Raw genomic sequence first — 13,455 nt, forward strand, 5'->3', positions numbered from 1 at the left:
CCGCACCCTACCGCCTCCCGAAAGCTTCGAGAGGAGGCGTGGTTCCCTTATTTCATACTGTTGCCAGAAGGGCCGCTTCGGGGCGACGCAAGAACAGGCCTGAGAGGCGGGCCTTTACCACGGCCTTGAGGCGAGCGAGGCGCAGCACATCAAACGGATCGCGCGCGATACGGAGTGCCGCGTCCAGTTTCTGGTGGCGTTCGAGCAGATGAAAGTAACGGTCGGACATCAGGATAACCCTTCGAAAGCAGTGGCGTTCGATCGGAGATGCCGCGCGTTGGACCCATATGGTCAGGAACAGGGGAAAAGACCCGGACCCAAAGCATCGGCATCACCCGATGCGGTCCGACATCACGAGGCGTTTTTCCTGATAGGGCAAAAACGCCGCGCCAGAGGGGCCCGGTCCGCCCGCGTTATTTGGAGCGATTCGGTCTGGAATGCAAGGGGGTTGTTGCGCTGAGCGTGTGGGCATCCTTCTACAGGCTCAGGATGAGCAGGCTGGGGGATGAGCGGGTTGTCTGCACGAGGTTAGAGTGGATGCTTGCGCTCGACGCTATCCCGCTCATGCTGAGCTTGTCGAAGCATGCTCGAACAAAGCCGCCCTGAACCGCTTGCCACTACCACTCAATCTGATATTAAAGTGATATCAAATTTAGAGGGGTAGGTTCGATGGCTGATTCGCGGACTCATTCGGCAAGCAGGGAAACCGGGGCCTGGTCGGTCAATGGTTATGCGATGCTGATCGCGTTGATTGCGCTGGTCATGCTCACCGGCGTGCGTGTGCTGGGCTTTGCCGGGAGCAATCCGGCTGATTCCGATGTGCTGCCGTTCCTCTCCACCATTTTCATCGGGCCGGCGCTGATCGTGCTGATCGCATCTGGTTTTTACATGATCCAGCCCAATCAGGCTGCGGCCATCGGGCTGTTCGGGGCCTATCGTGGCACCGACCGCAACCACGGGCTTCGCTGGGTCTGGCCGTGGATGAGCAAAACCAAGATTTCAGTGCGCGCCAACAACGTGGTTTCCGAAAAGCTGAAAGTGAACGACCTGCGTGGCAATCCGATCGAGATTGCGGCCAACGTGGTATGGCGCGTTTCGGACACGGCGCAGGCGCTGTTCGATGTGGACGACTACAAGGCCTTCGTGTTTGTGCAGATCGAAAGCGCTGTGCGGTCTATCGGTTCGCGCTATCCTTATGACGATATCGAGCATCAGGAAGTGACGCTGCGCAGCCACCACGATCAGATCAACGCCGAACTGCGCACCGAACTGAACGCACGGCTGGTGCTCGCAGGCATTACGGTGGACGAATGCGGTTTGACGCACCTTGCCTATGCGCCTGAAATTGCAGGCGCGATGCTGCGCCGCCAGCAAGCCGAAGCGGTGATTTCCGCGCGCAAGAAACTGGTCGAAGGGGCGGTTTCGATGGTGGAAATGGCGCTGACCCAGCTTTCGGAAAAGAACGTGGTCGAACTGGACGACGAGCGTCGCGCCGCGATGGTATCGAACCTGATGGTGGTGCTGTGCGGTGAGCGCGATGCGCAGCCGGTGGTTAACGCCGGCACGCTGTACCAGTAAGGCGGGGCAAGCATGGCACCTGCGCCCAAGAAAGCTTTCCCTTTGCGCATCGATCCGGCGCTGTTTGCCGCGATCGAGCGTTCGGCGGCGGCTGACTTGCGCTCTGCCAATGTCCAGATCGAAGTGCTGCTGCGTGAGGCGCTTTTGCGGCGCGGGGTAAAGCTGGGGGCTGCCGAACCAGTGCGGCGCGGGCGCCCACCCAAAGAGAACGCCGCCCAAGGAGAGCAGTGATGGTTGATCCGCGCTACACGACTCGGCCTCCCAAGGAAGAGGTGCCCGCAGACGATGGTGCCTGGTTTTCGCAGAAGCGCTTTGGCTATGGCGCTGGGTGGCCGATCCGGTGGCAGGGCTGGGCCTTGCTGGCGAGCTATCTTGCAGTAGTGGGCGGCGCAGCTTGGCTGAACCACACGGCGCGCGGTGGAGGGGTGGCTATTACTATCACAGCGACGCTGGCCTTCACCTGGATTGCGGCGCGCCATACGCGCGGTGGGTGGAAGTGGCGCTGGGGAAGCCGGGCCTGACCGAAAGGTCACGCGGCGGAACGCAAGGGCCTGTCAATCATTTTCGCTTATCCCGGTGCAGTAAACGCCGGGAGCGGATATGAAAATGAAGAACCCCTTTGCCCTTCAGGAGCGCCGCCATCAGGGTCAGCGCCTTACTACGCTGCTGCTGGGCGTGGCGGTGGTTGCAGCTATTCCGGCCAGCGCTTTGCTTGCGCAAGGCCAAAGTCAGCGCATGCCCTACAAGGTGACTGAAACCGGGCGCAGCTTTTCCGCGTTGCAGGAGGCGGTCAATTCCATCGGTGAAGGATCGGGCACCGTGCAGATCGAGCCCGGCGTCTATCGCGATTGTGCGGTGCAGGGTGCAGGCGACGTTGGCTTTGTGGCGCAAGTGCCGGGGCAGACCGTGTTCGATGGCGCAGCCTGCGAAGGCAAGGCCACGCTGGTGGTGCGGGGGCGCTCTACGCGCGTGGAAGGCCTGATCTTCCAGAACGTGCGCGTGCCCGATGCCAATGGCGCGGGCATCCGGCTGGAGCGTGGGAACCTGACCGTGCGGCAATCGTGGTTCCGCGACAGTGAGCAGGGCATCCTTTCAGCCAATGACCCGACCGGCGCGGTGCTGATCGAACAATCGACCTTCACCCGGCTGGGCCGTTGTGATCGGGGCCTTTCCTGCGCGCATTCGATCTATCTTGGCGATTACGGCAGCCTGACGATCCGGCGCAGCCGGTTCGAGGCCGGACGCGGCGGGCACTATGTGAAGACCCGTGCCGCGCGCGTGGACGTTTCGCAATCGAGCTTTGACGACAGTGCGGGCAAGACCACCAACTACATGATCGACCTGTCGGCAGGCGCTGCCGGGCGGATCGTGGACAATGCCTTCGTGCAAGGGGCCGACAAGGAAAACCACAGCGCGTTCATCGCTGTCGCCGCCGAGGGGCGGGCGAACAGCTCGGCCGGGCTGCTGGTCAGCGGCAACGACGCGCGCTTTGCACCGGGTGTGCCGTGGGGATCGGTGTTCGTGGCGGACTGGTCGGGCGATACGCTGTCGATTGGTGCCAATACGTTGGGCAGCGGGCTGACGAAGTTCGAGAAGCGCTGAGGTTGCTGTTTACGGAACCGGCCCCTACTTTGACGGGGTGTTGAGCCGTCTTTCCCTGAACCTTGCCGGGCGGATATGGGCGCTGTTGCTGGCCCTGACCGCGCTGACGCATGCCACAGTGCCGTTCGAGGCCCCGCTGCAGGCGCGCAGCGGATCGGCGTTCAGCGCGGCGACCGTGGATCTGGCGGTGGCGCCTGAACGCAAACTGCAAGTGCAGCAGGCGATGGTGCCGGTTTCGCCTCCAAGGCCGGTGGCTGTGCCTGCGCCTGTCGTCCCGCTAGTGGAGCAGGCGGCGCATTTCTGGCCGCCGCAAACCGCACCCCCTGCGCCAGCACCATTACTGCTACGCCCTGCCCCAAGGGCACCGCCGATTTCCTGACCTGCCGCTGCGCCTGCGGGCGCTGATGAAACGCATGTCAGGACATTTATCATGTCAAACAGTTCGACTATCGCATCCGCCGTGGATGCCCGCCGCGCGCACGTGGAAGCGCTGCTTACCGCCTATCCCGATGTTACGCCGGAAGAGCGCGGCTTGCTGATCAATTGGTTCAAACGCGAAGCCAGTTCGCTCGATGTGGCGCTGGTGGCCAGCAATTCGGCGGCACAACGCGGGTATCGCGCGTTCAGGGCCGAGCACATCGACCGGTTCACCGTGAAGGACATGGCGCGCGCGCTGGTCTTTGCCGCGGTGGTGGCAGCGCTGGTGTTGCTGGCTGTCGCTGGCGCGCCGGTTTGAGGTTACGAGGGGCGAAATCAGGGGGCGGGGGGGGTGTGCCCTCGCCCCTAGCGCAACAGGTGTCCCGTCCGGTCGCGCTTGGTTTCAAGGTAGCGCTGGTTGTGGGGGTTGGCGGGGAGTTGGTGGGCCACGCGCTCTACCACATCAAGGCCAAGGTCTCGCAACGTAGCGACCTTTTGCGGATTGTTGGTCAGCAGGCGCAGGCGGGAGACGCCGAGCAGATCGAGCATCCGCGCAGCCACGGGAAAGTCACGCGCTTCACTGGGCAGGCCAAGCCGCTCGTTGGCGTCCACCGTATCAAAGCCTTGATCCTGCAGTTCATAGGCGCGCAGCTTGTTGATCAAGCCAATCCCGCGCCCTTCCTGCCGCAGGTAGAGCAGCACGCCCCATCCGCCACCGCTGGCCTCCTGCGCCATCTGGGCGAGCGCTGCATCAAGTTGCGGGCCGCAATCGCATTTGAGGCTGCCGAGCACGTCGCCGGTCAAGCATTCGCTGTGCAGGCGCACCAGCGGCGTGCGCTCGCTGGTTTGCGTGCCGAGGACGAGGGCGACATGTTCGCGCAAGTCGTCGCGGGCGCGGAAGGCAATGATTTCGGCGTGTTCGCAAGCGTGGACGGGCAGGCGGGCGCGGGCCTGGATCGTCAGGTTAAGCGGGTCCTTGAACGCGGCGAGATCGGCGGTGGAGACTTCCGCCGCAATGTCTACGCCGGTGGAGATGAGGAAGGCGGGGAGAATGCCCGCCAGCCGCGCCATGTCCATCGCGGCGGTGGCAGCGTCATAGGCCTCGATCGGGTCGGCCTTGAACGGACCGCGCAATGGGTTGCGCAAATCTTCGGCGGGATCGGCCAGCTTGCGCGCGGCAGAGAGGCTGAAGGGTTCTGCACCGTGGATCATGACCGGGGCTTCGGGCACGGCGGCATCGCGCTGGTTGGCGAGCTTCAGCGTGGCGGCACGGGCGGCGGAGATGAGCATGCGCGCGGCGTAGATGCCGGGCTGGACGAAGGCGGTTTCGGCAGGGAGCAAGTCCAGCGCGCCATCAGTGCCGGTGACGCGGATCGCCCAGCCGTGGCGCAGCGCGTCGAGCGCTTTAGCAACGTTTCGCGATTCGCTCACAGATCCAGCTCGGTGATCAGCGGGATGTGGTCGGAAGGCTGCTCCCACTTGCGCGTTTCTTCCACGAAGCGGTGGCTGCGCGTTTGCGCCGCAGCTTCGGGCGAGGCCCACATGTGGTCAAGCCGCCGCCCCTGATCCTTGGCGCGCCAATAGGAGCGGTAGGACCACCACGAATAGTTACGTTCCGGCGCGGGGATGTGCCTGCGACCAAGGTCCACCCAGCCGTGGGCATCGGCGAAGCGTTGCAGCGTCTCGACTTCAAGCGGGGTGTGGCTGACGACCTTGAGCAGGGCCTTGTGGTTGTAAACATCGCATTCCAGCGGCGCGATGTTGAAATCGCCGACGATCAGCGTGGGGCGCTCGATCTTTTCGGCCCAGCGGGTCATGCGTTCGAGGAAATCGAGCTTCTGGCCGAACTTGGGGTTCACCTCGCGGTCGGCCACATCGCCGCCTGCGGGGATATAGACGTTCTCGATGATCAACCCGTTGCCCGGCCCAAGCAGTTCAACGCCGATATGCCGCGCCTCGCCATTGTCCTGCCAGTCATGCTTGCTGAAATCGCGGAACGGGATGCGGCTGACGGTGGCGACGCCGTGGTAGCCCTTCTGCCCGTGGATCGCCCGGTGGGTGTAGCCGAGCTTTTCGAACACCTCGTGCGGGAACAGGTTTTCCGGCGTCTTGATCTCCTGCAGGCACAACACATCGGGCGCCTCCTGCAGCAAAAAGCGTTCGACCTGATCGGCGCGCAAGCGGACCGAATTGATGTTCCATGTGGCAACCGAGATCATGCGCTTGGCTTTAGGGTTGCGGGGGGGCGATGGCTAGATGGGATGTGGGGGTGGGCTAGTTGGGATCACGCGCTGCTGCGAGAATGCTCTCATAATTTTTCAGTTCAGCTGTCTTTTTTAGTCGCTGTCGCCGAAACCATAGCCCCATCGCCAACATCGGCAATGACCCCAGCGCCATCAACATAGTCAGAGCTGGGACTTCGTGCCAAGCGAGTAACTCCCTTGATGCCGCCCAAACAGCATATACGGCTACGAAAAGAACGCCCAACGCAGCAACGCCAAAAACTGCCAACTCTGGTATGTGAGAAGGAACCATTGGCCTGCGAAAAGTCATGAGTGAACTTTGACGCGATCTTTGCTTTATTGCAACGTCACGCTGCTTCCTGCAACCGCCGAACGACTGGCTGCACATGCTGCCGCGCCTGCCACAGATCATAGTTCGCCTGCATCGCCAGCCACGCCCGCGCCGTGCTTGCGCCTGCCTGCTCCAGCCGCAAGGCCAGATCGGGGCTGATCCCGGCCTTGCCGTTCAGCACGCGAGAGAGGGCGACGCGCGACATGGCGAGGCGGCTGGCAGCTTCGGTGACGGACAGGTTCAGCGCTCCGATCACTTCGTCACGAAGCAGTTCGCCGGGATGGGGAGGGTTGTGCATCATGGTCATGGCCTAAATGGTGGTCATTACAATCGACTGCCATTTTATAGTGTCGAGTCGTCCATGACCTTGCACCGTTGATTTTGAAATCGCGTCACCGCTTATGCGGGGAAATGGACTCTGAAACAAGTTCAGGGGGACTGCGGATTGGCGCTGGGTTTGGGGTTCGGGGTTTCCTCAGAGGCGAGCGAGGATGGTGGATTTCGAGAACCGGCGCGCACCCTTCGACAGGCTCAGGGTGAGCGGGCTTGGTTTTTGTGAAAACCGGAAGCACAGAAATTCGCTATCCGCAGCCGTCTCTGGGGGGAAGCCCGGACCCCAAAAACAAAACCCCCGGACCGGGGGCATTGGTCCGAGGGTTCCATTCGCGTTCGTCACGCTTGACGAGAGGTCACTAGGAGACTGGCAACAGGGGGGAAACCTGTCTCAACCGCCTCGTCGACGACCGTTTTAGGGGCTGCACGCTTGCCCCCTGATGAACGGTTATGACAGGCTTGTCGTAATTTGTCGCAAGGGGCGAACGGTTGAGGGGTGAGGTGGTGCTTGGCGGCGATGGGTCGTCGGAGGCGTGGTTCAGGTTTGCTCACGCTTCCAGAATCGTCGCCCCGGACTTGATCCGGGGTATGGCTCTTTTCTGACGTTGCGAAGTAAAGCGGGACCCCGGGTCAAGCCCGGGGTGACGAAGAATGTAGAGGCAAGGGCGAAGACTTTTGCTTCCCCGCGAAGGCGGGGACCTCGGGCGGTCGAGCGCTGCTGCCTGCCGGAGGGGTTTCGCAACGCGGCTTGAGGCCCCCGCCTTCGCGGGGGCGCTGCCTTTCGCTTTGAGGTTAGCCGCTCAACGCCGCGTCGGGGTGCGCGGGTCGGTCCAGCGGAAAGTCTTGTCATCCACAGCGATGCCATATTGCTGGCCGGTCAGCCGGACGGTGGTGCGCTTGTTCTGCGAATCGAGCGCGACCCACGAATCGAGCTGGAAGCCGCCGGGCGCGCCTGCGTTGCGCACGAAGATCATCGTGATCGTGCCATATTCGGGATGCTTGGGATCGCGCACTTGCAGGCTGATCACGCCCGGATCGCCGGTGGGCAGTTGCTTGGCAAAGCGAGCGACGTCCTTGTTCGGATCGAGCAGCGCGCCCAGCGGGCTGTTGCCGATGGGCCAGCGCTGCACCTGCCGCACTTCATAGTCGATCATGGTCAGCGCCTTGCCATCGCCGACGATCAGCAGCGGCACGCCCTTTTGATACTGGAAGCGGATCTTGCCTGGGCGCTTCATCGTCAGCACGCCCGAGATCATCTGGCCCGAGCGATCCGTCTGCACAAAGTTGGCACGCAAGGTGGTGATGCCGCGCAAGGCCGTTACAGCGCGGTCAATGTCTGATGCCTGCGCTTGTGCCGTCGTAGGGGCTGCGAGCATGGCCGGTGCGGCTGCGGCGAAGACAAGCGAGAGGGCCGCTGCAGGGCGTTTTAGCCTGCGGAGCTTGGCCAATTTGCGAAAAGTGGTGTTGATCATGTTCATCGCCGTTCCTTGAGGTGCTGGCGTTGAACTCACCGTGAACCGTCCCGGTTCCATCAATGGCGGGACGGGCTCAACGGGGAAAGCGCAAAAGGCGCTGTTACTTGATCTTCGCTTCCTTGAACTCGACATGCTTGCGCACGACGGGATCGTACTTGCGGAAGACCATCTTCTCGGTCGTGTTGCGGGGGTTCTTCTTGGTGACATAGAAGAAGCCGGTGTCAGCGGTCGAGACCAGACGGATCTTGACGGTGGTGGGCTTTGCCATTGCTCTATCCTGAAATTTCGCGCGCGAATCTGAAAACGAATGTAGCGGCGCGTTCCCACGCCGCCGTCACAGGGTGGGGCCGTTGGGGTAGAATCGGCGCAAAGTCAAGCGACCAGTCGGCACGAGCACAATTTGCCCGGCTGGGCTGAACATGATACCGGTTTCGTTTGCAACCGGTATTGGGAAAAAGCCCGACACCTTTGGAAAGGTGCCGGGCCTTTGCGCGCCATTACAACATGTCAGACCTTGGACTTACATCTTGTCAGCGCTGTCTTCCATGGCATCAGCCTTGGCTTCGCCGGTCTTGCGGACCTCTTGCGCCTTGGTTTCCATCGCATCTTCCGATGCGCCGCCTATGGCGTCAGCCTGATCTTCCATCGTGTCGGCCGCGGCTTCGGAATTTTCGCGCACGACTTCGGCCTTATCTTCGGCTGCGTTTTCCTGCGGGCTGTCGCAGGCGGCAAGGCCGAGGCTTAGTGCCAGAGCCGGAACAATCATTGTGTGTTTGAATGCGTTTTTCATTGCTGACCCTTTCGGATGTGTAAAAGGGCGGTCTTTGCAAACCGCCCTCCTGAAACCTGTGTCGCTCTGGTTTACCGAACCGAACCGCGACGGATCAGGTTGATGATCGCAAGCAGGATCACCGCGCCAAGGAACGAAACGATCAGCGTACCGGCAGAGATGCCCTGCGTGATGCTGCCGCCACCGATCAGCGGTGCCAGCAGGAACCCGCCCAGAAACGCGCCGACGATACCGACCACGATATTGAGCAGGATGCCCTGCTGGCCATCTGTGCGCATGACGATGCTGGCGAGCCAGCCAAGAATGCCGCCCACGACGAGGAGAATGATAAGACCCATGATTTACCCCTAAGATTTCAGCCGTTTGCGGCTGGCTTGCCAATATTGGCGTTCTGGGGAGTCAATTCAGGGAGAGGCGATTGGTTCCAAGGGTGCGGTGGGGCGATGTGGCAAGTACCAAAGAAATTGCGCAAAATCAGCGCATTGCCAACCAGATAATAGCGATTGTTCCAGCCACGATGCGATACCAGGCAAAGGGCTTGAATCCTGCGCGGCTGACATAGGCGACGAAAAAGCGGATCACCGCAAGCGCCACGACGAACGAAACAACAAAACCTACCGCGATCTCGGCCCAGCCCACGCCGCCTGCGCCCAGCGTGCCGGACATGATGGCTTCGCGATTGTCCAACAGTTCGAGCGCGGTAGCCCCCAGCATGGTGGGAATGGCCAGGAAGAAGCTGAATTCCGCCGCTGTCCGCCGCTCGATCCCCATCGCAAGCGCGCCCATGATCGTTGCGCCCGAACGGCTGACGCCCGGCACCATCGCGAGACACTGTACAAAGCCCACGCCAAGCGCTTGGCTGAGCGGAAGCTGGCCAATGCCCGTCAATTCGCCGGGCTTGGCATATTTCTCGATCACCAGAATGGCGATGCCGCCAATCACCAGCGCCCAACCCACCACCGCAGGACTGCCGAGCAGGACGTCGATATAGTCCTTGAGCGCAAGGCCAAAGACAGCCGAGGGAATGAACGCAGCCAGCAGGTTGCGCAGGAAGCGCAAGCTGATCGGTTCAAGCCGCATCAGGCCCATGCCCACGGCCCAGAACGTGCGCCAATACTGCACGACGACGGCCATAATCGCGCCCAGCTGGATTACCACGTTGAACATGGCCCACTGGTGCGGATCAAAGCCGAACAGTTCCGTTGCAAGGATCAGGTGGCCGGTGGAGGATACCGGGAGAAACTCGGTAAGGCCCTCGACAATGCCGAGCAGGATGGCGGTGACAATCGAATCCATGATGCTTCCGGGGTTCGCCGCAGCGCAGCATCAAGTCAAGGGTTAAGCGGCCATTCCATCGAATTGCAGGCGAGCAAGGCGGGCATAGAGGCCATCGGCAGCGCTCAGGCTGGTGTGGGTGCCCTGCTCCACGATCCGGCCGCCATCCATCACCACAATACGGTCAGCCGCGCGAATTGTGGCAAGGCGGTGCGCGATGACCAGCGTGGTCCGGTCTTTCATCAGCCGGTCGAGCGCGTCCTGCACCAACCGTTCGCTTTCGGCATCGAGCGCACTGGTGGCTTCATCGAGCAGCAGGATCGGCGAATTGCGCAGCACCGCGCGGGCAATGGCGATGCGCTGACGCTGGCCACCCGAAAGGCGCGCGCCGTCTTCGCCCAGAAACGTATCGAGACCCTGCGGCAGATCGCGCAGGAACTGTTCGGCATTGGCAGCGCGGGCCGCCTCCCAGATCGCCTCGTCCGAAGCGTTCCAGTTGCCATAGCGCAAATTGTCGCGCGCCGAGGCTGCAAACAGCGTGGCGTCCTGCGGGACAAGCGCAGTGCGGGCGCGGATTTCGGCCGGGTCGGCGCTCGTCAGCGGCACGCCATCGATGCGCACAGTGCCGCCATGCGGATCGTAAAACCGCTGCGCCAGCAGGAACAACGTGGATTTGCCCGCGCCTGATGGGCCAACGATAGCCACCGTTTCGCCCGGTTCAACCGTCAGCGAGAAATCATCGAGCGCAAGCACTTCTGGACGCGAAGGATAGCGGAACGCGACGTTCTGGAACGCCAGCTGGCCACGTGCAGGCACCGGCAGCGCAGTCGGGCGGGCAGGCGGGGCAATGTCCGGCTCTTCGCGCAGCAGCTCGTTCAGGCGTCCAGCCGCACCTGCCCCGCGCAACAGATCGCCATAGACTTCAGACAGCGCGCCCAGCGCCCCTGCTACGAGGCCTGCGGTGATCACGATGGCAAAGATCGTGCCGCCGCTGATCGTGCCATTGGCAACGCCAATCGCGCCTTCCCAGACCAGCATGGTGATGCCGCCAAAGATCAACAGAATGACGATCGAGGTCATCCCCGCGCGGATCGAAATGCGGCGCAGCGCCGTCTGGAAGGTGGCTTCGACCTTTTCGCCAAACCGCTCAAGCTCGCGCCTTTCCTGCCCGAAGGCCTGCACGATCTTCATTGCACCCAACACTTCGGACACGATCACGCCGATGCCCGCCACACGATCCTGGCTGGAACGCGAGACATTGCGCAACCGGCGGCCGATGAACACGATGGGGACGACAATGAACAGGATGGCAACCAGCAGGATCACGGTAAGCCGGGGCGCGAGATAGAGCAGATAGCCAATGCCGCCGATGGCCGTGATGGTATTGCGCAGCGCGACCGACACGGTGGTGCCCACAACCTGTTCGATCACCGCCGTATCCGAGGTCATGCGCGAAGCGATTTCCTTGGGGCTGTTCGTTTCAAAGAACGACGGAGGCAGCCGCAGCAAATTGGCCTGCACTTTCAGCCGCACATCGGCCACGACGCGCTCACCCAGCCACGACACGAAATAGAACCGGCAGGCCGTGCCGATGGCCAGGACCAGCACGATCAGCAGTAGATACTGGAACCAGCGGCCCAGTTGATCGACATCGGCTCCTGCGGCAAAGCCCTTGTCAATGATCAGCTTGAACCCGGACGGAATGGCCAGAGTGGCCGCCGACGTAACGACGAGCGCGCCTGTGGCGGCGGCAACGCGGCCCGGATAGCGCGCGGCTTCGTCCCAGATCATGCGCAGCGGGCCAAGGCTTTTCGCCTTGGGGGCCGTTTCTGCTGGCGTTTCGATCTGCGCGTCTAGCTGCGGGGTCTGCTCGTCCATGCGCACCGCCTAGCCCAAGCCACGCCTTGCCGAAAGGGGGCATTGGTGTGGTGTCAACCTGACTGGACCTTTGTTGCGTTGCACAAGTTGGCGAATCGGGGCAATCTGTGCCCAACGACTCTTGCCGCCGGTTCTTTCCGCCGGTGGCGGGCAACAACCAAAAAGGTGTTCGCAGTGCTGTACAAAGCTTATGAAATCCAGCGCTCGCTGATGAATGCGAGCAGCGCCTGGGCCTCGATGATGGCCGATGCTCTCACCGATCCGCGCAATCCGTTTGCCGGGATGGGGCAATCGCAAACCATGGCCAACGCTCTCGACGTATTTGCCCATGCTGCAGCGCCGCGTGGAAAGCCTGCTTTCGGGATCAAGGTGATCCATGTCGATGGCACGGCCCATGCTGTGAAAGAAACAACTGTCATCACCCGCCCGTTCGGCGATCTGAAGATGTTTACGCACGATGGCTTGCCCAAAAATGCGCCGCGTTTGCTGATTGTTGCGCCAATGAGCGGGCACTTTGCCACGCTGCTGCGCGGCACAGTGGAGCGGATGCTGGAACGCTGCGTGGTCTACATCACCGATTGGGCCGATGCCAAATATGTGCCGCTGGCCGAAGGCGTGTTCGACCTTGACGATTATATCGACTATCTGACTGGCTTCCTTGAGCATATCGGGGAAGGTGCGCACATGATGGCGGTGTGTCAGCCTTCGGTCCCGGCGCTGGCCGCCACGGCGATCATGGGCGCGAACAAGCACCCCTGCCGTCCGGTTACGCTGACGATGATGGGCGGCCCGATCGATACGCGCGAAAGCCCCACGGCGGTGAACGACCATGCGATCACCAAGCCGCACGTATGGTTCAAGCACAACGTGATCACCACCGTGCCTGCCAACTATCCGGGCGTGGGGCGGCGCGTCTATCCCGGCTTCGTTCAGCTCGCCAGCTTCATGTCGATGAACATGGCCAGCCACATGATGAGCCATTACAAGCTGTTCCAGCACATGAATGCAGGCGCCGATGAAAGCGCCGATGCCGCGCGTGCGTTCTATGATGAATACCGGTCGGTCTGCGATCTGCCAGCAGAGTTTTATTTGCAGACGGTGGATGTGGTATTCCAGCGCCATGCCCTGCCCAAGGGTGAACTGGTGCACCGCGGACAGGCGGTGGATCTGGGGACGATCACCGACACCGCGATCCTGTGCATCGAGGGCGAGCGCGATGATATCTCCGGCATCGGCCAGACCAAGGCCGCGCTGAAGGTGACGCCAAACCTGCCCGATGACATGAAGCAGTATCTTCTGGCAGCCGAAGTCGGCCACTACGGCATCTTCAACGGGTCGCGCTGGCGTACAAACATTGCGCCGGTGGTGGATCAGTGGATTGCCACCTTTGAAAAGAAGGCCAAAGGCCGCAAATTGAGCGTGGTGGCCTGATCCTTCAACTACACGAGGCCCTGTAACGGGACGGGACCTACTGCCGGACGAGGCCTTTTGCAGTGTAGGCGTCTGGCCCGCAGCAGGTGTTTGGAGCGACTG

At 61.9% G+C, this 13,455-nt stretch carries 17 protein-coding genes; 7 read left to right on the forward strand and 10 right to left on the reverse strand.

What is annotated here, in order from left to right; all coding sequences use genetic code 11:
- Window positions 1-52: 52 nt before the first annotated feature.
- Window positions 53-229, reverse strand: a complete 177-nt coding sequence (locus tag AC2A1F_RS10850) for a DUF465 domain-containing protein (protein ID WP_484208763.1) — start codon at window positions 227-229, stop codon at window positions 53-55.
- 440 nt (window positions 230-669) lie between these two features.
- On the opposite strand from AC2A1F_RS10850, the gene AC2A1F_RS10855 reads away from it, so the two are divergent.
- The 6 genes from AC2A1F_RS10855 (at window position 670) to AC2A1F_RS10880 (ending at window position 3,916) form a co-directional block, all read left to right on the forward strand.
- Window positions 670-1,578 carry an SPFH domain-containing protein gene (locus AC2A1F_RS10855; protein ID WP_484208764.1) on the forward strand — a complete coding sequence of 303 codons (909 nt, stop codon included), beginning with the start codon at window positions 670-672 and terminating at the stop codon, window positions 1,576-1,578.
- 12 nt (window positions 1,579-1,590) lie between these two features.
- Window positions 1,591-1,809 (forward strand): type II toxin-antitoxin system antitoxin, encoded by a 219-nt coding sequence (locus tag AC2A1F_RS10860; RefSeq protein ID WP_484208765.1) that lies wholly within the window; start codon window positions 1,591-1,593, stop codon window positions 1,807-1,809.
- Window positions 1,809-2,099, forward strand: a complete 291-nt coding sequence (locus AC2A1F_RS10865) for a hypothetical protein (protein WP_484208766.1) — start codon at window positions 1,809-1,811, stop codon at window positions 2,097-2,099. The genes AC2A1F_RS10860 and AC2A1F_RS10865 overlap by 1 nt, the downstream gene beginning before the upstream one ends.
- Window positions 2,100-2,178: 79 nt before the next feature.
- Window positions 2,179-3,180, forward strand: coding sequence for a right-handed parallel beta-helix repeat-containing protein (locus tag AC2A1F_RS10870; RefSeq protein ID WP_484208767.1), 1,002 nt, complete (start codon window positions 2,179-2,181; stop codon window positions 3,178-3,180).
- A gap of 40 nt (window positions 3,181-3,220) precedes the next feature.
- Window positions 3,221-3,559 (forward strand): hypothetical protein, encoded by a 339-nt coding sequence (locus AC2A1F_RS10875; RefSeq protein ID WP_484208768.1) that lies wholly within the window; start codon window positions 3,221-3,223, stop codon window positions 3,557-3,559.
- Between the two features lie 51 nt (window positions 3,560-3,610).
- The gene (locus AC2A1F_RS10880; protein ID WP_484208769.1) at window positions 3,611-3,916 is read left to right on the forward strand and encodes a hypothetical protein; all 306 of its coding nucleotides are present in this window, start codon (window positions 3,611-3,613) and stop codon (window positions 3,914-3,916) included.
- A 47-nt stretch (window positions 3,917-3,963) separates the two neighbouring features.
- On the opposite strand, the gene ribA is transcribed toward AC2A1F_RS10880, so the two are convergent.
- The 9 genes from ribA to AC2A1F_RS10925 all read right to left on the reverse strand — a co-directional run bounded on the left by ribA (window position 3,964) and on the right by AC2A1F_RS10925 (window position 11,922).
- The gene (ribA, locus tag AC2A1F_RS10885) at window positions 3,964-5,028 is read right to left on the reverse strand and encodes a GTP cyclohydrolase II (RefSeq protein ID WP_484208770.1); all 1,065 of its coding nucleotides are present in this window, start codon (window positions 5,026-5,028) and stop codon (window positions 3,964-3,966) included.
- Window positions 5,025-5,816, reverse strand: a complete 792-nt coding sequence (locus AC2A1F_RS10890) for an exodeoxyribonuclease III (RefSeq protein ID WP_484208771.1) — start codon at window positions 5,814-5,816, stop codon at window positions 5,025-5,027. The genes ribA and AC2A1F_RS10890 overlap by 4 nt, the downstream gene beginning before the upstream one ends.
- A 371-nt stretch (window positions 5,817-6,187) precedes the next feature.
- Window positions 6,188-6,478: a HigA family addiction module antitoxin gene (locus AC2A1F_RS10895; protein ID WP_484208772.1), complete on the reverse strand. Its 291-nt coding sequence runs from the start codon at window positions 6,476-6,478 to the stop codon at window positions 6,188-6,190.
- Between the two features lie 826 nt (window positions 6,479-7,304).
- On the reverse strand, window positions 7,305-7,976 hold the full coding sequence (locus tag AC2A1F_RS10900) for a LolA family protein (protein WP_484209028.1): 672 nt from the start codon (window positions 7,974-7,976) through the stop codon (window positions 7,305-7,307).
- Between the two features lie 103 nt (window positions 7,977-8,079).
- Complete coding sequence (rpmG, locus tag AC2A1F_RS10905; RefSeq protein ID WP_054106051.1) at window positions 8,080-8,247, reverse strand: 50S ribosomal protein L33; 168 nt, start codon at window positions 8,245-8,247, stop codon at window positions 8,080-8,082.
- A 252-nt stretch (window positions 8,248-8,499) separates the two neighbouring features.
- On the reverse strand, window positions 8,500-8,769 hold the full coding sequence (locus tag AC2A1F_RS10910; protein WP_484208773.1) for a hypothetical protein: 270 nt from the start codon (window positions 8,767-8,769) through the stop codon (window positions 8,500-8,502).
- 71 nt (window positions 8,770-8,840) lie between these two features.
- Window positions 8,841-9,107 carry a GlsB/YeaQ/YmgE family stress response membrane protein gene (locus tag AC2A1F_RS10915; protein WP_484208774.1) on the reverse strand — a complete coding sequence of 89 codons (267 nt, stop codon included), beginning with the start codon at window positions 9,105-9,107 and terminating at the stop codon, window positions 8,841-8,843.
- A gap of 136 nt (window positions 9,108-9,243) precedes the next feature.
- Entirely contained in the window at window positions 9,244-10,065 is an 822-nt protein-coding gene (locus AC2A1F_RS10920) for an undecaprenyl-diphosphate phosphatase (RefSeq protein WP_484208775.1), read from the reverse strand.
- Between the two features lie 42 nt (window positions 10,066-10,107).
- Window positions 10,108-11,922, reverse strand: coding sequence for an ABC transporter transmembrane domain-containing protein (locus AC2A1F_RS10925; protein WP_484208776.1), 1,815 nt, complete (start codon window positions 11,920-11,922; stop codon window positions 10,108-10,110).
- Between the two features lie 174 nt (window positions 11,923-12,096).
- Between AC2A1F_RS10925 and AC2A1F_RS10930 the strand changes: the two genes are divergently transcribed.
- Window positions 12,097-13,353: a polyhydroxyalkanoate depolymerase gene (locus AC2A1F_RS10930; protein WP_484208777.1), complete on the forward strand. Its 1,257-nt coding sequence runs from the start codon at window positions 12,097-12,099 to the stop codon at window positions 13,351-13,353.
- The last annotated feature ends 102 nt before the right edge of the window (window positions 13,354-13,455 follow it).

The sequence above is a fragment of the Novosphingobium sp. HNCC26BN242 genome (assembly GCF_057180525.1).